Here is an 18,955-nt window from a genome sequence, read left to right as displayed (position 1 = left end):
GACTATGTATTCTATCTCCCGACTGCATCTGCGCTTTGCGTTCAAGCTGGCGTTCGCCATTGTGCTGGCCCTGTTTGTGGGCTTTCACTTCCAGCTTGAAACGCCGCGCTGGGCCGTATTAACCGCTGCGATTGTTGCCGCAGGTCCTGCGTTTGCGGCGGGTGGTGAGCCATATTCAGGCGCTATTCGCTATCGCGGTATGCTGCGTATCATCGGCACCTTTATCGGCTGTATCGCGGCGCTGGTTATTATCACCTCGTTGATTCGCGCGCCGGTTGTCATGCTGCTGGTGTGCTGTATCTGGGCAGGGTTTTGTACCTGGATTTCCTCGCTGGTTAAAGTGGAGAACTCCTATGCCTGGGGTTTATCCGGTTACACGGCGCTAATCATCGTTGTCACTATCCAGTTGGACCCGGTGACTACGCCGCAATTTGCCGTTGAGCGCTGTAGCGAAATCGTGATTGGCATCGTTTGCGCTATTCTTGCGGATTTGATTTTTTCCCCGCGCTCTATCAAGCAGGAAATCGACCGCGAGCTGGACAATTTGCTGGTGGATCATTATCGGCTTATGCAGCTTTGCATTGCGCATGGCGAAAAAGAAGAGGTGGATAAAGCCTGGAGCAATATGGTCCGCCGTACCACAGCGCTTGAGGGAATGCGCAGCAATCTCAGGATTGAATCCGCGCGCTGGGGCCAGGCAAACCGCCGTCTTAAAGCTATTAACTCGCTTTCCTTAACGCTGATTACCCAGGCCTGCGAAACTTTTCTTATTCAGAATACCCGGCCTGAATTTGTCACGCCTGAATTCAGAATGCTGTTTGAAATACCGGTAGAAAACGCGGCGGACGTTCATAAAAGAATGAAGGTCTTAAGGCGTGTAATTTCCTCAACCGGCGAGAAAAATACTCCTGTTACCATCCGCACCTGGGCTGGCGCGGCGACACGCTTTTTGCTGTTAAAACGCGGAGTGGCAAGCAACACGCGTATTAGCGCCGTAGAAGAAGAGATCCTGACTGACGAAGTGGTGATCAAAGTTCAGTCTGCGGAACGTCACCACGCGATGATCAACTTCTGGCGTACGACGATTTCTTGCCTGCTGGGCTGCCTGTTCTGGCTGTGGACCGGCTGGACATCCGGTAGCGGGGCGATGGTAATGATAGCCGTCGTGACTTCGCTTGCTATGCGTTTACCCAATCCGCGAATGGTTTCCCTGGATTTCCTGTATGGGATGCTGGTCGCCCTGCCGCTTGGCGCGCTCTATTTTCTGGTGATCATTCCTTCCACTCAGCAAAGCATGCTGCTGCTGTGTATTAGCCTTGCGCTGCTGGGATTCTTTATCGGTATTGAGGTGCAGAAGCGGCGGCTGGGCTCGATGGGGGCGCTGGCCGGGACAATTAACGTTATCGTGCTGGATAATCCGATGACGTTTCATTTCAGCACTTTCCTTGATAGCGCGCTGGGGCAAATCGTCGGCTGTTTTCTGGCGATGATGGTCATTCTGCTGGTGCGGGATAATTCTAAAGAGCGTACCGGGCGTACGCTGCTTAATCAGTTTGTCTCGGCTGCGGTTTCGGCATTGACCACCAATAACAACCGTCGCAAAGAAAACCATCTCCCGGCGCTATACCGGCAGCTTTTTTTGCTGCTGAATATGTTCCCCGGCGATATCGATCGCTATCGTCTGGCGCTCACATTGATTATTGCGCACCAGAGACTGCGGGACGCTCCTATTCCGGTGAATGCCGATCTGTCTGCTTTTCACCGCAAGCTTCGTCATACCGCAGACAAAGTTATCTCGGCTTCCAATGATGACAAACGACGCAGGCATTTCGAGCAGCTATTGGGCGAGCTGGATATTTACCAGGAGAAGCTGCGAATCTGGGAAGCCCCGTTGCAGGTAACTGAACCGGTAAAAAGGCTGGCAAATATTCTGCATAAATATCAGCACACGCTGATAGACGCTTAAGATGAACCTCAGAGCCGACGCAATGCGTCGGCTTTTTTGTATCTATACTTACCGGATGCGCGATTCATCACAGGAGAAAATTATGACAAATCAGGCACTCCAGGACAGTGAATTATTCAGCACCGGCTATCTGGTCAATGGAGAATGGCGCAGCCTCGCGAACACCTTCGACGTAATAAATCCGGCAACAGGTGAAACAGTCGCAAAAGTGGCGAAAGCCGGTAAGAAAGAGACCGAAGAAGCTATCGCTGCGGCGGCCAAAGCTTTTCCTGCATGGCGGGCGAAAACCGCAAAAGAACGCTCAACGATTCTTTATCGCTGGTACCAGCTTATTATTGAAAATAAAACCTGGCTGGGGCGGCTTATGACGACCGAACAGGGCAAGCCGCTAAAGGAAGCTGAAGGCGAAGTTGAGTACGCGGCAAGCTTTATTCAATGGTTTGCCGAGCAGGCGAAGCGTGCTAACGGTGAAATTATCCCTCCCGTCAAACCGGGTTCGAGAATTCTCGCGACGCGGGAACCGATTGGCGTAGTGGCGGCTATCACCCCATGGAATTTCCCGATGGCGATGCTGACCCGTAAACTCGGACCGGCGCTTGCTGCTGGGTGCACCGGCGTGATTAAACCTGCCAACAACACGCCGCTTTCCGCTTTCGCCTTGCTGACGCTTGCGAAAAAAGCTGGGGTGCCCGATGGCGTCCTTAATGCGGTCGCGGGCAACACGCCTGAAATCAGCGATGCGATTATGGCAAGCCATGACGTCCGCAAGATATCTTTCACCGGTTCCACCGCCGTGGGCAAAACGCTGGTGCGTAACGCCGCTGAGACCATGAAAAAAGTGTCGATGGAGCTGGGGGGCAACGCGCCATACATAGTGTTTGACGATGCTGATATTGATGAAGCCGTAAAAGGCGCGATTGCGAATAAGTTCCGTAATGCAGGCCAGGTCTGCGTTAGCGTGAACCGGTTCTTTATCCAGGAAGGGGTTTACGAGCAGTTCGTCAATAAACTGGCGGAAGCGGTTAAGGCGCTTAAAGTCGGTAATGGTATGGATGAAGGCGTGGTTGTCGGGCCGCTTATCGAAAAGTCTGCCGTAGAGAAAGTCCGCGAGCATGTAGAAGACGCGTTAGCCAGGGGCGGTAAGGTGCTAACGGGAGGCAAAAGCCACGATCTGGGAGGCAATTTCTGGCAGCCAACGGTCATTATCAATGCTAATGACGAGATGAAACTGGCGCAGGAAGAAACCTTCGGTCCGTTGGCGGCATGCTTTAGTTTCAAAACGGAAGAGGAAGCTGTCAGACGAGCCAACAATACCCCGTTTGGCCTGGCCGCTTACTTCTATACTCAGAATCTGCAACGCGTATTCCGCGTGTCGCAGGCGCTTGAAAGCGGGATGATTGGAATTAACGAATGTGCCGTGTCGACTGAACTTGGGCCGTTCGGCGGCGTGAAAGAGTCCGGTCTTGGCCGTGAAGGATCGGTGCTGGGGCTTGATGAGTTTCTGGAAGTCAAAACCCTGCACATCGGTGGCCTGTAGGCTCGCGATGGCGCGGCATATTCTGGTTGGGGTGGCCGGAGATGAAAAAATATATCTTTGATTTTAACGAGATAGAAGATCAGCCGGGATTCTATCGCCACTTTATCCAGGCGTTTTCACTCAAGAAAAACCAGATTCACGATCTCGATAGCTTATGGGACGTAGTGGTTGGGGGAGGTTTACCTCTCCCGGCGGAGATTGAGTTTATTCATCTGCCGGAGTTACAAAGGCGGCGTTATGGCGCGTTGATCCTGCTGTTTGATGAAGCGGAAGAAGAACTTGAAGGACAGCTCCGCTTTAATATTCGTAACTAAAAGGCATAAAAAAGCCCCCGGCGAGCGGGGGCAAGGTCGTCGGACGACGACGAGGGTTTATTTATACAGTTCAGCGGTGGCGTGCCATTGATCACCGGTACGCGCTTCGGTGATGCGATAAGCTGAAGCGCCTTTCTCTGCCGCTTTCTGTGATAATTCATGACGCATATCCATAGGCGCGCTGCCGACCTGGCTTACGGAGATGCTGCCCATAGGCTGCATACCTTGCGCCTGTTCGCTGGAGATTTGTTGCGCTGCTGCATTAGCGCCAAAAGAGAGAACGGACAGAAGGCTAAGTGCTGCGATGGTTAATTTGGTTTTCATGATGTCTACTCCTGAATATTTTTCCCAACGACCGGAAGGGCTAAATGTCGATTTTTGTTCTTGGGGTCGCTGAGTGAGATTGTCGTTTCTTAATTCTTTCGGACTTGCTTATATCACCGAGTGTTATTTATACAGCTCAGCCGTTGCGTGCCATTGATCGCCGGAACGCGCTTCGGTGATGCGATAAGAAGAAGCGCCTTCCCGATCGGCTTTTTTAACCAGCTTCTGATGCATATCCATTGGCGAACTACCGATACCGCTTACGGATACGGTGCCAACTGATTGCAGGCCTTGTGCCTGGTCAGCGTTGATGGAAGTGGCAGCAAAAGCGCCGAAGGAAAGCATAGATAGCAGGCTTGCGGTAACTACAGCGTTTTTCATATTCATAATTTTTACCTCGTCGTATTCTTTTGTTTGGGCCATCGTTTCGTGACCCTCATCACAAAATCAAGTATACACTAGTAACGGTAAAAATTAATACCCTGCTAACAATTCACAATGAAACTTTACGTTAATAGAATAATTTTTTATTACGTTTAGTTATTAAAAATGGTTATTTATTGCGATTTTTTTGTTAAATATAAGTAAAATCATATACATAAACGGCTTTGATTATTTGTGCGGTCTTTGACAGAACAAATCATGATCCAACGAATATATTGTCAGAGATATCTGCTGTCGGGATGTAGCGAAGCGGGTGATTGCGCAGGTGAAGGAGAATAAAAGGAGAATTACCCGCCACGACGATGACGGGTAGGGCAGGGGTAAAGCCTACAGCTCTTGCTCGAACAGCACGAGAATGGCTTCGTAGAGTTCTTTCACCGTGAAGTTGTTGGCAGGCGTCGTGAAGATAGTGTCATCGCCGGCGATGGTACCGAGGATACCTTCTGCTTTTCCTAACGAGTCCAGCAGGCGGGCAATCAACTGAGCCGCCCCCGGGCTTGTATGGATAACCACTACGGCATCGTTGTAGTCGATATCCAGCACCAGGTTCTTCAGCGGACTTGAGGTGGTCGGAACGCCAAGCTCGGCAGGCAGGCAATAAACCATTTCCATTTTTGCATTACGCGTACGTACCGCGCCGAATTTGGTCAGCATGCGGGAAACTTTGGACTGGTTAATATTATCGAAGCCGTCGTTCTGCAATGCATGAACGATCTCACCCTGAGAGCTGAATTTCTCTTCTTTTAAAAGCGACTTAAAGGCTTTGATCAATTCTTCTTGTTTTGAGGAGTTACGCATGGGTCACCTGTGTAGAGGTAAACGGATAACATTATTATGCATTTAAATGAATTTTTATGCAAATGTGTCAAGTGGCCTGGGCCTGAAATAATGTTATGAAAGAGACGAATTTTATCAAATTTCGTTATCAAGAAACATGCCTGTATCACGACTCGAAAATAAGCCTTTAAGTAAACTAAATGTTATCAAAATGATGTTGTTTTGATGCGGGCGTAAGGTGTAATGTAACCGCCTGTTGATGTGACAACATCAGGTAGTGACCGGGCGCCCAGGCGTCGTTTCCACCCGGCGAGTAAATGCAGCAGTAACGCACGATGATTGCGTAACGTCGCAATCTGAAGGCGGGAAGATTGTAATTACCCCATCTCTGGATTATGGTCGCCACCGTATGGAGTTACGGCACGTTTTTGCTAACCATAATAAGGAGTTTAGGATGAAAGTTGCAGTCCTCGGCGCGGCAGGCGGTATCGGCCAGGCGCTTGCCCTTCTACTCAAGACCCAACTGCCTTCAGGTTCAGAACTCTCTCTGTATGACATCGCGCCGGTTACCCCAGGGGTAGCGGTTGACCTTAGTCATATTCCTACAGATGTGAAAATCAAAGGCTTCAGCGGCGAAGACGCGACTCCGGCACTGGTTGGTGCGGATGTTGTGCTGATTTCCGCAGGCGTGGCGCGTAAACCTGGTATGGACCGTTCCGACCTGTTTAATGTTAACGCCGGTATCGTGAAGAATCTGATTCAGCAAGTTGCTAAAACTTGCCCGAAAGCCTGCATCGGTATCATCACCAACCCGGTGAACACCACGGTGGCTATCGCTGCTGAAGTGCTGAAAAAAGCTGGCGTTTACGACAAGAACAAACTGTTTGGCGTGACTACGCTTGACATCATCCGCTCCAATACCTTTGTTGCGGAACTGAAAGGCAAACAGCCTGGCGATATCGACGTTCCGGTGATTGGCGGCCACTCTGGCGTGACTATTCTGCCGCTGCTGTCCCAGATCCCAGGCGTTAGCTTCACCGAGCAGGAAGTTGCCGATTTGACCAAACGTATCCAGAACGCGGGTACTGAAGTGGTTGAAGCGAAGGCTGGCGGCGGATCTGCAACCCTGTCTATGGGTCAGGCTGCCGCTCGTTTTGGTCTGTCGCTGGTTCGTGCGCTACAGGGCGAAAGCAATGTGGTTGAGTGTGCATATGTAGAGGGCGACGGCCAGCATGCACGCTTCTTCTCTCAGCCGCTGCTGCTGGGTAAAAACGGCATCGCGGAGCATAAATCCTATGGCCAACTGAGCGCTTTTGAGCATCAGGCGCTGGAAGGCATGCTTGATACGCTGAAGAAAGACATTGCGCTGGGCGAAGAATTCGTTAACAAATGATCGGCTTGGTATCTGATAGATGAAAAAAACCGGAACAAATGTTCCGGTTTTTTTATGTCGGAAATCAATTGCCTGCTGGGTATTCCTGAATGGTCACCTGCATCGTGAGCTTCTTGTCCTCGCGCATGACTTCCACCGGTATTACCGAACCCGGGCGAATTTCTGCTACCTGGTCCATCGTCTCAAGGGCAGAGATAGCCGGTTTATGATTCACCGAAACAATCACGTCATTTACCTGAATGCCCGCTTTAGCCGCCGGGCCATCCGGGGATACCTCATTAACAATGATTCCCTGAATTTGGTCGATGCCGGTTGCCGGGCCATGCAGAGGAGTTATCTCGCGTCCGCCAATGCCAATATAACCACGAATGACTCGGCCGTCCCGGATGAGCTTATCCATGATTTTAGTCGCCAACTGGGTTGGAATCGCAAAACCGATACCTTCGGGAGTCTCACCATCATTACTCTTATCAAAGGAGAGTGTGTTGATGCCCATCAGCTCACCAAGCGAGTTCACCAGTGCGCCGCCGGAGTTACCGTGATTGATGGAGGCGTCGGTCTGCAGGAAAGACTGGCGACCGGAAGGGCTCAGGCCAATACGCCCCGTTGCGCTGATAATGCCCTGTGTAATGGTTTGCCCAAGGTTATAGGGGTTGCCGATTGCCATAACTACATCGCCAATATGAGGCAGGCGCTTACTGTTAATGGGAATGATAGGCAGACCGGTTGCGTTAATTTTTAACACGGCCAGATCGGTGAGGTTATCGGAGCCGACCAGCAACGCTTCGAAGACGCGGCCATCCTGCAGGGCGACGATGATTTGCTCGGCGTTGTTAATCACATGCTTATTGGTAATGATGTAACCGCGGTCATCCATAATTACCCCGGAGCCGAGGGTTTTTATTTCAAGCTGATTCTGAGCGTTGCTCCCCACGCTACGGTTGTAGACGTTCACTACGGCAGGCGCAGCACGGCGCACCGCGATGTTATAGCTCAGCGGTGTTTCATCGGCACTGTCAAACTTCGAAGGTGCCAGCGGCGCGATTTTCTGGCGTAATGAAGGTAAAGATACCAACAAAATACCCGCCACAATCAGGCCGATCGCAACCGATCGTAAAATCTTCAGAAACATGGGTTTAAATCAGTCAGTGAGAAAACGAACGCAGAATAGCATGAGTTAATCGGACACCGCACTCGCGATGTCCGATTACTGACCAAATTAACGCAATAACAAATAGAGGCTATCCTCGCCACGCACGACGTGCAGGGCGATTACCGGCGGCTTGCTTTCCAGCAGTTTACGCATTTCCGCAATGGAGCGGATGCGTTCACGGTTGATACCAATGATTACATCATCTTTATGCAGCCCAATTTGCGCGGCTGGCGTGCCTTTTTCTACGCTGTCGAGCTTCACGCCTTTAGCGCCGTCTTTAAGCTGGCCATCGCTTAGCGACGCCCCCTGAAGCGCAGGGATAATCAGTTCTGCATTAGCCGATGACGCGGTGCTTTTATCAAGCGTTACGCTCACTTCCAGCGGCTTACCGTCACGCAGCAGGCCCAGTTTCACCACCGTACCAGGTTCTGTGGTGGCGATTTTTGCACGCAGCTCCGCAAAGCTATTTAGCGGATTACCGTTGAGGCTGGTAATGATATCGCCCGCCTTCACGCCAGCTTTCGCCGATCCGGACTGCGGCAGAACTTCGCTGACGAATGCACCGCGCTGGGTGGTGAGATTAAACGCTTTGGCAATATCGGCGCTCATTTCGGTGCCTTTAATACCCAGCAGGCCGCGTTTGATTTCACCGAACTCCATCAGTTGTTTGGCCAGCGTCTGAGCCATATTGCTCGGGATCGCAAAGCCAATACCGACGCTGCCGCCGCTCGGCGCGAGAATGGCGGTGTTAATGCCAATCAGCTCACCGTTGAGGTTAAGCAATGCGCCGCCGGAGTTGCCCCGGTTGATGGAAGCATCCGTCTGAATAAAGTTTTCCAGCCCTTCCAGATTTAGCCCGCTGCGGCCTAAAGCTGAGACAATTCCTGACGTAGCGGTTTGGCCAAGCCCAAATGGATTCCCAACAGCAACGGCGAAATCACCCACACGCAATTTATCCGAGTCGGCCACGGCGATTTGCGTAAGACCTGTCGCGTTTTGCAACTGAATAAGCGCGATATCGCTCTGATCGTCGCCGCCAATTAATTTGGCCTCAAACTCGCGCCCGTCATTAAGCTGTACGCTGATTTTTTCTGCATGGCTTATCACGTGATTGTTAGTAAGCACATACCCTTTGGCTGCGTTAATAATCACGCCGGAACCCAGGCCCTCAAAAGGCTGTGATTCAGAAGGAGGAAGGTCATCGCCGAAGAATTTTTTAAACTCTTCCGGGACTTTTTGCGTGGGTGCGGCAGCCGTGCCTTCAACCTGAACGCTCACCACGGCAGGCAAAACCTTTTCCAGCATCGGGGCCAGACTTGGCAATGCAGCCTGGCCGGGAACCTGTGAAGGGATCGCGGCAACTGCAAAAGGTGATGCGCTCAGAGCTAACCCGACACTTAACGCTAACGCACTCAATAACCGTGTTTTTTTCTTCATTGATGGCTTGCTCTCGTGACCTGGAAAAAGGAAAACCCGATAACACTCCGATGTTATTGAAATATCAGCCGGGTAACAATGTTGTTGTTGGATGTGCAGAGATTATTAAATGATAGCTGTGGCGAGAGGAGATTTGGGGCACGAAACGCGTGCCCCAGGAAAAAAATCTTACAACTGAGATTAATCGCGTTTTGCACGCTCGGTACGCAGTAATCCTGACGCGCCTTCCGAATAGTCGCGCGGCATTTGCACCGGTGCCTGATCGTTACCGGCTTCGGACTCAGCCAGACGGTTGCGGAAAGGATTGGCTTCGGCTGAGAGCTCAGGCAACAGGCTGCTGGAGCTTTTCGCCATATGCTGATAAAGCTGGCGATAGTCGTGCGCCATGTTATCAAGCAGCTCCGCGCTGTGGGCAAAGTGGCTGACCAGCTCTTCGCGGTATTCTTCAAGCTCCGCTTTGTTTTTCTCAAGCTCATACTGTAAAGCCTGCTGCTGACGCAATTTGCGGTTGCCAAAACGCATAGCGACGGCACCAATGATAATCCCGACAACTAACCCAATTAGCGCATATTCCCAGGTCATGAACTTCTCCCGTTATCTTGTGAATCCGTAGGGTAATGTAGCCACTATAACCGCTAACCTAAGAGAAGTGGAATCCTGACGCAGCATCGCTTAGGGTAGAACGACCTTTTTTTCGACATCCGTACTTAAAGACCATCAGTAAACGGCAATACGATTTTTAAGGGATCACCATAATACCATGCAAAATCTCTCCCCCACATCGCGCTACCAACAGGCTCTGGCTGCGGGCAGCTACCAGCCCGATGACGTCCAGCGTGAAGCCGTAACACGTCTTGAAGCTATTTATCATGAGCTTACAAATAAAAACTCTGCGCCAGTTGAAGGCAGCGGATTGATGGCGAAGTTTGGCAAGCTGCTCGGAAAACGCAACGCGCCAGTCACTAATGAACCTGTGCGCGGGCTGTATATGTGGGGCGGAGTAGGGCGCGGCAAGACCTGGCTTATGGATTTGTTCTTTCAGAGTTTACCTGGCCGACGCAAGATGCGGCTGCACTTCCACCGCTTTATGCTGCGCGTGCACGAAGAACTTACTCAGTTGCAGGGGCACAGCGATCCGCTTGAAATCGTCGCAGATGGTTTTAAAGCCGAAACAGATATTCTGTGCTTCGACGAATTCTTTGTTTCGGACATTACCGACGCCATGCTGCTTGGCACATTAATGAAAGCGCTGTTTGCCCGCGGCATCACTTTGGTTGCCACTTCGAACATTCCACCTGATGAGCTTTATCGCAACGGCCTGCAACGTTCGCGATTTATGCCCGCTATCGAAGCGATAAAACGGCATTGTGACGTAATGAATGTGGATGCGGGCATTGATTACCGTTTGCGCACGCTGACGCAGGCGCATCTCTGGCTTTCTCCGCTCAACGAAGAAACCACGCAGCAAATGGAGAAATTGTATACGGCGCTTGCGGGAATATCGCGAGAGGGCGAACCGGTGCTGGAAATTAACCATCGCCCGCTTGCCACACTCGGCACGGCGAACCAAACACTGGCGGTGGATTACACAACGCTGTGTGTGGATGCCCGCAGCCAGCATGATTACATCGCCTTATCGCGTCTCTTCCATACGGTTATGCTGTTCAACGTTCCGGTCATGACGGTGATGAATGAAAACGAAGCCAGACGTTTTATTGCCCTGGTGGATGAATTTTACGAACGCCATGTAAAGCTTGCGGTTTCTGCACAAGCGCCATTATTCAATATTTATCAAGGTGAAAGGCTAAAATTCGAGTTCCAGCGCTGCCTTTCGCGCCTGCAGGAAATGCAAAGCGAGGAGTATTTACGTTTGTCGCATATGCCCTGAATGTTGATATGCGGCAGGAAAGGTAAATTGTGGTCGATCTTTGGATGCGACTTCTCTATAATCTTGCGACCCCACGTTACAACCAAAGTTTTTTCCCAAAACTTTTGTCGTGCCGGCATAGGCTATTCGAAGGGGTAGGTTTGCTGGACAATGTCGCGTGAACCTCAACTGATTTTAAACGTTTGGGTGTTCACCAACGTGTAACTATATATTGGGTAAGCTTTTAATGAAAACTTTTACAGCTAAACCAGAAACTGTACAGCGCGACTGGTATGTTGTTGACGCTGACGGTAAGACCTTAGGTCGCCTGGCTACTGAATTGGCTCGCCGTCTGCGCGGTAAGCACAAAGCGGAATATACTCCGCACGTTGATACTGGTGATTACATCATCGTTCTGAACGCAGAAAAAGTTGCTGTAACCGGCAACAAGCGTACTGACAAAGTGTACTACCATCACACCGGCTACATCGGTGGTATCAAACAAGCGACCTTTGAAGAGATGATTGCCCGCCGTCCTGAGCGTGTGATTGAAATCGCGGTTAAAGGCATGCTGCCGAAAGGCCCTCTGGGTCGTGCTATGTTCCGTAAACTGAAAGTTTACGCGGGCACCGAGCACAACCACGCGGCGCAGCAACCGCAAGTTCTGGACATTTAATCGGGATTATGGCAATGGCTGAAAATCAATACTACGGCACTGGTCGCCGCAAAAGTTCCGCAGCTCGCGTGTTTATCAAACCAGGCAGCGGCAAAATCGTTATCAACCAACGTTCTCTGGAACAGTACTTCGGTCGTGAAACTGCCCGCATGGTAGTTCGTCAGCCGCTGGAACTGGTTGATATGGTTGAGAAATTCGATCTGTACATCACTGTTAAAGGTGGTGGTACTTCTGGTCAGGCTGGTGCGATCCGTCACGGTATCACCCGCGCTCTGATGGAGTACGACGAGTCCCTGCGTGGCGAACTGCGTAAAGCTGGCTTCGTTACTCGTGATGCTCGTGAAGTTGAACGTAAGAAAGTCGGCCTGCGTAAAGCACGTCGTCGTCCACAGTTCTCCAAACGTTAATTGTCTCTGCTTACGCAGAAAGGCAATTGGCAAAAAACCCGGTCCTGCACCGGGTTTTTTTATGCCTGAAATTTATATTATTGATTTTAACGCTTTGATCTAACTTAGATTTTTCGCAAATTTCAGATTCGCTCCCCACAAAACCGGTAAAATCTGGTAAACTATCAACCAATTTTCTGCCCAAATGTCGGCATCAGTTTGTTTTCGCCTCGTTTTCTGGCGACTGATGGAAGTCCGAGTGAATTGGGTAACAAACAGTCAGGTTAGTCGCCGCTTGCGGCTATTAGCAGTAATTTTCTGAATAAACTTGGAGGTTTTCATGGCTGTCGCTGCCAACAAACGTTCGGTGATGACGCTGTTTTCCGGTCCTACTGACATCTATAGCCATCAGGTACGTATCGTGCTGGCCGAAAAGGGTGTTAGCGTTGAAATTGAGCATGTGGAAACGGATAACCTGCCTCAGGATCTGATTGACCTCAACCCAAATCACAGCGTACCGACCCTGGTTGACCGCGAATTGACCCTGTGGGAATCCCGCATCATCATGGAATATCTTGATGAGCGTTTCCCGCATCCGCCACTTATGCCGGTTTACCCTGTGGCACGTGGTGAAAGCCGTCTGTACATGCAACGCATCGAAAAAGACTGGTACACCCTGCTGAACACCGTAATGAACGGTTCTGCACAGGAAGCGGACGCTGCTCGTAAGCAGTTGCGTGAAGAACTGCTGGCGATTGCGCCAGTCTTTACCCAAAAGCCTTTCTTCCTGAGTGACGAGTTCAGCCTGGTGGATTGCTACCTGGCGCCGCTGCTGTGGCGTTTGCCGCAGATGGGTATTGAGTTGACAGGCGCGGGTTCTAAAGAGATGAAAGGCTATATGACTCGTGTATTCGAGCGTGACTCCTTCCTCGCCTCTTTGACCGAACCTGAGCGTGAAATGCGTCTGCAGACCCGAGGCTAATTGATGGATATGTCGCAATTGTCACCGCGTCGTCCCTATCTGCTCCGTGCTTTTTACGAGTGGCTACTGGATAACCAGCTCACACCGCACCTGGTTGTGGATGTGACATTGCCAGGCGTGCATGTACCGATGGAATATGCGCGCGACGGGCAAATTGTCCTGAATATCGCGCCGCGTGCGGTAGGAAACCTGGAGCTGGCCAACAACGAGGTGCGTTTTAATGCGCGCTTTGGCGGTGTGCCGCGTCAGGTATTTGTTCCGATGGCGGCGGTACTGGCGATCTACGCTCGTGAAAATGGCGCTGGCACTATGTTCGAGCCAGAAACCAGTTATGACGACGTTGAAAGCCACAACGATGATGAACAAGCAACATCCGATTCGGATATGATGATGCAGGTGATTGATGGCGATCGCCCGGATCACGAAGAAGATGACAATAGCCCGGATGACGATCCTCCTCCGCGTGGCGGCCGTCCGGCTCTGCGCGTAGTGAAGTAAAACAAAAGCCAGTCTGATGACTGGCTTTTAGTATGCTGACATAGTTCTCAAGGGTTAAAAGTTGCTTTGCAGGCACTTTTAAAAACAAAGGATTATGCCTTCTGGTCTATCCCAAACACCCGAAAACCACGCTTTTCGGGTGTTTGACACCACTCTAAAGCCAGTCTGATGACTGGCTTTTTTATTGCCCGCGCCAGCGGGCCTCTTCTTTCGTAAGTCTGGTATTGCTGTGTTATGATCCAGAAGATTATTTCTCGCTTTCTTCCCTTAAAAACGGCCTTTTTCTGACGCTATGAGCACATTTGACGACCAGGCAGACCAGACGACTGAAACCATCGGGCATGCGATGCGCCGTCGCCCGCTTGCGCGTAAAAAGCTTTCGGAAATGGTGGAGGAAGAACTTGAGCAGATGATTCGCAGGCGCGAGTTTGCTGAAGGCGAACAACTGCCTTCCGAGCGCGAACTGATGGCCTTTTTCAACGTTGGGCGTCCTTCTGTTCGTGAAGCGCTGGCTGCCCTCAAGCGCAAAGGTTTGGTGCAAATCAGCAATGGCGAACGCGCCCGTGTTTCCCGCCCTTCCGCAGATACCATTATTGGAGAGCTGTCTGGCGTCGCGAAAGATTTCCTTTCTCGTCCCGGCGGTATTGCCCATTTCGAACAGCTAAGGATGTTTTTTGAATCCAGCCTGGTGCGCTATGCGGCGGAATTTGCCACTGATGAGCAGATTGCCCGTCTCGGTAAAGCGCTTGAAATGAATAGCCAGGCGCTGGACGACAACGAACTCTTTATTCGATCCGATATCGAATTCCATCGCGAACTGGCCGAAATCCCCGCAAATCCGATCTTTATGGCCGTGCATGTCGCTCTGCTGGACTGGCTGATTGCGGCTCGTCCTGCCGTTCCCCAGGAAGAGCTTCACGCTCATAACAACGTAAGCTATCAGCAGCATATTGAAATTCTCAAAGCGATCCAGGCACGGGATCCCGATGCTGCGGAAGCCGCGCTAAAAGCCCATCTGAAAAGCGTATTCGCCGCTTATTACGCCGCGCCGCGCAAACGCAGCACGAAGAAATAGAGCTCGCTGAATTACGATCTATCGCACGTCTTTCGGCAACATCCGATCAACCATAATTATTTCGTATGAACAAGATCACATCCTGACGTTCTGGCCGTATGGCGTTTACTTTTCAGTCTGGTATAACAGGTATAAAGGTATATCGTTATGTTTAAAAACCAGACAATAAAGAGGCGTTTATGACACAGAATCTTCGGGGTGTAATGCCAGCGCTGCTGACTCCCTTTAATCAACAACAGCAGGTTGATACAGAAAGCCTGCGCCGTCTTGTGCGCTTTAATATTGAGCAGGGCGTAGATGGCCTTTATGTCGGCGGTTCTACCGGAGAAGCGTTTTTACAAAATGCGCAGGAACGCGAGCAGGTGCTGGAAGTCGTTGCCGAAGAGGCAAAAGGTAAGGTAACGCTAATCGCCCACGTAGGGGCAATCAGCACTCAGGAAAGCCAGAAGCTGGCAGGAGCGGCACATCGTTATGGCTTTGACGCCGTTTCCGCCGTGACGCCGTTCTACTACCCGTTTAGCTTTAACGAGCATTGCGATCATTATCGTGCGGTGATTGACGCATCCGGCGGCCTGCCGATGGTGGTCTACAATATTCCAGCTTTAAGCGGCGTAAAGCTGACGCTGGATCAGGTGGCAACGCTTATCAATTTACCCGGCGTAGGCGCGCTTAAACAAACCTCCGGCGATCTGTACGAGATGGAAAAGATCCGCCGTGCGCATCCCGATCTGGTGCTCTACAACGGTTACGACGAAATTTTTGCTTCCGGCCTGATGGCGGGCGCGGATGGAGGGATCGGCAGTACTTACAACGTGATGGGTTGGCGTTATCTGGCTATCAAAAAGGCGATACAGGAAGGGGATGTGCAGCGCGCAATGCGGCTGCAAAGCGAGTGCAACAAAGTTATCGATCTGCTGATTAAAGTCGGGGTCTTCCGCGGGCTGAAAACGCTGTTGCATTACATGGATATCGTCGCTGTACCACTATGCCGTAAGCCTTTTGCGCCGGTGGATGAGCAATTCCTGCCGGAACTCAAGACGCTGGCGGCTGAGCTACAGGCGGAACGCGCAACGTTCTGATACACGATGCCGGGAAACCGGCATTCATCAAACCTCATCAGACCTAACAAAAGGGCGGATTAGCATTAATCCGCGCCGGGAGTGCTTTATGAATAACACTGCCCAACAGATGCCATGGTATCGCCATCTCACTAAGCCGCAATGGAAGGCATTTTCCGCAGCCTGGATTGGCTACTTACTGGATGGTTTTGATTTTGTCCTGATAGCGTTAGTGTTAACTGAAATACAAAGTGAATTTGGCCTGACAACCGTCCAGGCCGCCAGCCTTATCTCCGCGGCGTTTATTTCCCGCTGGTTTGGTGGGCTGGTATTGGGCGCCATGGGCGATCGCTACGGCCGTAAACTCGCCATGATCACCAGCATCATCCTGTTTTCTATCGGTACGCTGGCCTGTGGTTTCGCGCCGGGCTTTACTACCATGTTTATTGCCCGCCTGGTTATCGGTATGGGAATGGCTGGCGAATATGGCTCCAGCGCCACCTACGTCATTGAAAGCTGGCCAAAGCATTTGCGTAATAAGGCGAGCGGTTTCTTAATTTCAGGTTTTTCCGTTGGGGCCGTGCTGGCGGCACAGGTTTATAGCGTCGTGGTGCCTGAATGGGGCTGGCGCGCGCTGTTTTTCATCGGCATTCTGCCTATTATCTTCGCGCTCTGGCTGCGTAAAAATATCCCGGAGGCGGAAGACTGGCACGAGAAATTCGCCGATAAAAAACCGGTCAGAACCATGGTTGATATCCTTTACCGTGGCGAACACCGAATGATTAATATGGGCCTGACCGCCGTGGTCGCGACAGCGCTCTACTTCTGCTTTGCGGGCGATGTAGGGAATGCGGCAATCATCGCTATTCTGGGTCTTATCTGCGCCGCCGTATTCATTAGCTTTATGGTGCAAAGCAGCGGTAAACGCTGGCCGACGGGCGTCACGCTTATGGTTGTGGTGTTCTTCGCCTTCCTTTATTCATGGCCGATTCAGGCGCTGTTGCCAACTTATCTGAAGTCTGAGCTGGCTTACGATCCCACGACGGTTGCCCATGTGCTGTTCTTTAGCGGCTTTGGCGCGGCGGTTGGCTGTTGTGTGGGCGGTTTCCTCGGTGACTGGCTGGGCACGCGTAAAGCCTATGTTTGTAGCCTGCTGGTTTCGCAACTGTTGATAATCCCGGTGTTCGCTATCGGCGGCGGGAATATCTGGGTGCTGGGCTTATTGTTGTTCTTCCAGCAAATGCTTGGCCAGGGTATCTCCGGCATTTTGCCAAAATTAATCAGCGGTTATTTCGATACTGAACAGCGAGCGGCAGGGCTGGGCTTCACATATAACGTTGGCGCTCTTGGCGGCGCGCTGGCTCCGGTGATTGGCGCGACCATTGCTCAGCGTCTGGATTTAGGCACCGCTCTGGCTTCGCTCTCGTTCAGCCTGACCTTTGTTGTCATCCTGCTCATCGGGCTGGATATGCCATCGCGCATTCAGCGCTGGATCCATCCTGAAGCATTGCGCACGCATGACGCCATCGACGGCAAAGCTTTTAGCGGCGCGGTGCGTTCAGGAAGCAAAAATGCATTGGTCCACAAGGCGGTGAAATGACGACGCTTGCAATTGACATCGGCGGCACGAAACTGGCCGCCGCGCTTATCGACAGGGAAATGAACATTCTCGACAGACGCGAAATGGCGACGCCTGCCAGCAAAACGCAGGATGCATTACAGGGCTGTCTGGCCGGATTGGTCGCGCCATTGACGACACGCGCGCAGCGTGTCGCCATCGCCTCAACCGGGATCATTCAGAATGGCGTGCTGAGCGCTATCAATCCTGAAAACCTTGGCGGCCTTGCCCATTTTCCGCTGGTTGAAGTAATGGCCCGTCTCACCGCGCTTCCATGTATTGCGGTGAATGACGCGCAGGCCGCTGCATGGGCAGAGTACCGCTCGCTTGCAGCGGAAGTCAGCGACATGGTGTTTATCACGGTTTCTACAGGCGTCGGGGGCGGCATTGTCAGTGATGGCAAGCTGCTGGTTGGGACAGGCGGTCTTGCCGGGCATATTGGCCACACGCTTGCGGACCCAAACGGGCCGCGCTGCGGCTGCGGGCGCATCGGCTGTGTGGAAGCTATAGCTTCAGGACGGGGCATTGCGGCGGCGGCAAAAGGGGAACTGGCAGGAAGCGATGCAAAAACGATTTTTGCCCGTGCTACTCAGGGGCATCCACAGGCCAATGCGTTAAAGCAGCGCTCGGCGCAAACGCTGGCGCGCCTTATTGCCGATATCAAAGCTTCGACGGACTGCCAGTGTGTGGTGATTGGCGGCAGCGTCGGTCTAAGCGAAGGGTATATAGAACTGGTCAGCACGTTTCTTGGCGAGGAGCCGAAAACTTATCGCACTCAGGTCCTGGCTGCCAGACACCAACATAATGCGGGCCTGTTCGGGGCCGCGCTGTTAGCACAGGAAGCCATGCCATGATTACCGGAGAGAGTCGCCATCCTGAATCCGCAGGTTTACCGGAAGCGCTGATTAACGCTATTCGGATAGCTCTGGCGGAAAAGCCGCAGCACAAAGCGCCGGGCAGTTATCCCCTGCAGGGTGAAACGCTGTTTATGAACGTTATGGAGTTTTCCACACAGCCGCCGGATGCGAAAAAAGCGGAGCAGCATCGGGAATACATTGATATTCAGGTGTTGCTGACGGGAACAGAGCTGATTTATTACGGGCTTTTTGAGAGTGGGCGTGAATGCGAAGAATTTCATGTGGAGGAGGATTATCAGCTTTGCCGCCGTATTGAAAACGAGCAGACGCTGACGCTTCTTCCCGGCCAGTTCGCCGTATTTATGCCGCTTGAACCTCATAAGCCTGGCTGCGTGGCCGCCCATTCGGGAACAGAAACAATTAAGAAAGTGGTAATAAAACTGCATCGCAGCGCGCTTGAAGCATAAAAAAGCCCGGCGGCGGTAACGCCTCCGGGCTGAATAATTTGGTGGATGGCGCTGCCGCTTATGCACCCTACGATTTAAACAGTTGCACTAGTCGAGCAAGAGAAACGCCATCCGCCACAACAACAA

The 18,955-nt window shown here is 51.7% G+C and carries 21 protein-coding genes; 14 read left to right on the top strand and 7 right to left on the bottom strand.

The annotated features are described in order from the left end of the window. The first annotated feature begins 4 nt into the window (after positions 1–4). The 3 genes from aaeB (at position 5) to MUA00_RS09420 (ending at position 3,817) form a co-directional block, all read left to right on the top strand. Positions 5–1,966: a p-hydroxybenzoic acid efflux pump subunit AaeB gene (gene aaeB, locus MUA00_RS09430; protein ID WP_271122827.1), complete on the top strand. Its 1,962-nt coding sequence runs from the start codon at positions 5–7 to the stop codon at positions 1,964–1,966. Between the two features lie 82 nt (positions 1,967–2,048). After that, entirely contained in the window at positions 2,049–3,503 is a 1,455-nt protein-coding gene (locus tag MUA00_RS09425; protein WP_271122826.1) for an NAD-dependent succinate-semialdehyde dehydrogenase, read from the top strand. Positions 3,504–3,544: 41 nt separating this feature from the next. Beyond that, on the top strand, positions 3,545–3,817 hold the full coding sequence (locus MUA00_RS09420) for a barstar family protein (RefSeq protein WP_271122825.1): 273 nt from the start codon (positions 3,545–3,547) through the stop codon (positions 3,815–3,817). A 57-nt stretch (positions 3,818–3,874) separates the two neighbouring features. Here the strand turns inward: MUA00_RS09420 and yhcN (MUA00_RS09415) are convergent, their stop codons facing one another. From yhcN (MUA00_RS09415) to MUA00_RS21310, 4 genes are all read right to left on the bottom strand, one after another. Continuing rightward, the gene (gene yhcN / locus MUA00_RS09415; RefSeq protein WP_271122824.1) at positions 3,875–4,141 is read right to left on the bottom strand and encodes a peroxide/acid stress response protein YhcN; all 267 of its coding nucleotides are present in this window, start codon (positions 4,139–4,141) and stop codon (positions 3,875–3,877) included. A 123-nt stretch (positions 4,142–4,264) separates the two neighbouring features. After that, on the bottom strand, positions 4,265–4,528 hold the full coding sequence (yhcN, locus tag MUA00_RS09410; RefSeq protein ID WP_271122823.1) for a peroxide/acid stress response protein YhcN: 264 nt from the start codon (positions 4,526–4,528) through the stop codon (positions 4,265–4,267). 384 nt (positions 4,529–4,912) lie between these two features. After that, the gene (argR, locus tag MUA00_RS09405; protein ID WP_271122822.1) at positions 4,913–5,383 is read right to left on the bottom strand and encodes a transcriptional regulator ArgR; all 471 of its coding nucleotides are present in this window, start codon (positions 5,381–5,383) and stop codon (positions 4,913–4,915) included. Next, the gene (locus MUA00_RS21310; RefSeq protein WP_408639697.1) at positions 5,353–5,532 is read right to left on the bottom strand and encodes a hypothetical protein; all 180 of its coding nucleotides are present in this window, start codon (positions 5,530–5,532) and stop codon (positions 5,353–5,355) included. Before MUA00_RS21310 ends, argR begins: the two co-directional genes overlap by 31 nt. A gap of 284 nt (positions 5,533–5,816) precedes the next feature. On the opposite strand from MUA00_RS21310, the gene mdh reads away from it, so the two are divergent. Next, on the top strand, positions 5,817–6,755 hold the full coding sequence (gene mdh / locus MUA00_RS09400; RefSeq protein WP_271122821.1) for a malate dehydrogenase: 939 nt from the start codon (positions 5,817–5,819) through the stop codon (positions 6,753–6,755). 64 nt (positions 6,756–6,819) lie between these two features. Here the strand turns inward: mdh and degS are convergent, their stop codons facing one another. The 3 genes from degS to zapG form a co-directional block, all read right to left on the bottom strand. Next, positions 6,820–7,887: an outer membrane-stress sensor serine endopeptidase DegS gene (degS, locus tag MUA00_RS09395; RefSeq protein WP_271122820.1), complete on the bottom strand. Its 1,068-nt coding sequence runs from the start codon at positions 7,885–7,887 to the stop codon at positions 6,820–6,822. An 87-nt stretch (positions 7,888–7,974) separates the two neighbouring features. Further along, the gene (gene degQ / locus MUA00_RS09390; protein WP_271122819.1) at positions 7,975–9,345 is read right to left on the bottom strand and encodes a serine endoprotease DegQ; all 1,371 of its coding nucleotides are present in this window, start codon (positions 9,343–9,345) and stop codon (positions 7,975–7,977) included. Between the two features lie 180 nt (positions 9,346–9,525). Further along, the gene (gene zapG / locus MUA00_RS09385) at positions 9,526–9,927 is read right to left on the bottom strand and encodes a Z-ring associated protein ZapG (protein ID WP_271122818.1); all 402 of its coding nucleotides are present in this window, start codon (positions 9,925–9,927) and stop codon (positions 9,526–9,528) included. Between the two features lie 178 nt (positions 9,928–10,105). Here zapG and zapE point away from each other — a divergent pair, with 178 nt between their 5' ends. From zapE to nanQ, 10 genes are all read left to right on the top strand, one after another. Beyond that, entirely contained in the window at positions 10,106–11,233 is a 1,128-nt protein-coding gene (gene zapE, locus MUA00_RS09380; protein WP_271122817.1) for a cell division protein ZapE, read from the top strand. Positions 11,234–11,459: 226 nt separating this feature from the next. Continuing rightward, positions 11,460–11,888, top strand: coding sequence for a 50S ribosomal protein L13 (gene rplM / locus MUA00_RS09375; protein WP_271122816.1), 429 nt, complete (start codon positions 11,460–11,462; stop codon positions 11,886–11,888). Positions 11,889–11,902: 14 nt separating this feature from the next. Beyond that, positions 11,903–12,295, top strand: coding sequence for a 30S ribosomal protein S9 (gene rpsI / locus MUA00_RS09370; protein WP_064543072.1), 393 nt, complete (start codon positions 11,903–11,905; stop codon positions 12,293–12,295). Positions 12,296–12,614: 319 nt separating this feature from the next. Then, positions 12,615–13,256, top strand: coding sequence for a stringent starvation protein SspA (gene sspA, locus MUA00_RS09365; RefSeq protein WP_271122815.1), 642 nt, complete (start codon positions 12,615–12,617; stop codon positions 13,254–13,256). A 3-nt stretch (positions 13,257–13,259) separates the two neighbouring features. After that, positions 13,260–13,754 carry a ClpXP protease specificity-enhancing factor gene (gene sspB, locus MUA00_RS09360; RefSeq protein ID WP_271122814.1) on the top strand — a complete coding sequence of 165 codons (495 nt, stop codon included), beginning with the start codon at positions 13,260–13,262 and terminating at the stop codon, positions 13,752–13,754. A gap of 292 nt (positions 13,755–14,046) precedes the next feature. Next, a complete protein-coding gene (locus MUA00_RS09355; RefSeq protein WP_271122813.1) occupies positions 14,047–14,829 on the top strand; it encodes a transcriptional regulator NanR in 783 nt (260 codons plus the stop codon). A 179-nt stretch (positions 14,830–15,008) separates the two neighbouring features. Next, positions 15,009–15,908: an N-acetylneuraminate lyase gene (nanA, locus tag MUA00_RS09350; RefSeq protein WP_271122812.1), complete on the top strand. Its 900-nt coding sequence runs from the start codon at positions 15,009–15,011 to the stop codon at positions 15,906–15,908. An 88-nt stretch (positions 15,909–15,996) separates the two neighbouring features. Then, a complete protein-coding gene (locus MUA00_RS09345) occupies positions 15,997–17,487 on the top strand; it encodes an MFS transporter (RefSeq protein WP_271122811.1) in 1,491 nt (496 codons plus the stop codon). After that, positions 17,484–18,359: an N-acetylmannosamine kinase gene (gene nanK, locus MUA00_RS09340; protein WP_271122810.1), complete on the top strand. Its 876-nt coding sequence runs from the start codon at positions 17,484–17,486 to the stop codon at positions 18,357–18,359. Before MUA00_RS09345 ends, nanK begins: the two co-directional genes overlap by 4 nt. After that, positions 18,356–18,829 carry an N-acetylneuraminate anomerase gene (gene nanQ / locus MUA00_RS09335; RefSeq protein WP_271122809.1) on the top strand — a complete coding sequence of 158 codons (474 nt, stop codon included), beginning with the start codon at positions 18,356–18,358 and terminating at the stop codon, positions 18,827–18,829. Before nanK ends, nanQ begins: the two co-directional genes overlap by 4 nt. Positions 18,830–18,955: the final 126 nt, after the last annotated feature.

The sequence above is a fragment of the Dryocola boscaweniae genome, from assembly GCF_025215095.1.
GTDB classification, from domain to species: Bacteria; Pseudomonadota; Gammaproteobacteria; order Enterobacterales; family Enterobacteriaceae; genus Dryocola; species Dryocola boscaweniae.
The sequence above is the reverse complement of the archived record's forward strand: the minus strand, read 5'-3'. Positions and strand labels throughout refer to the sequence as shown.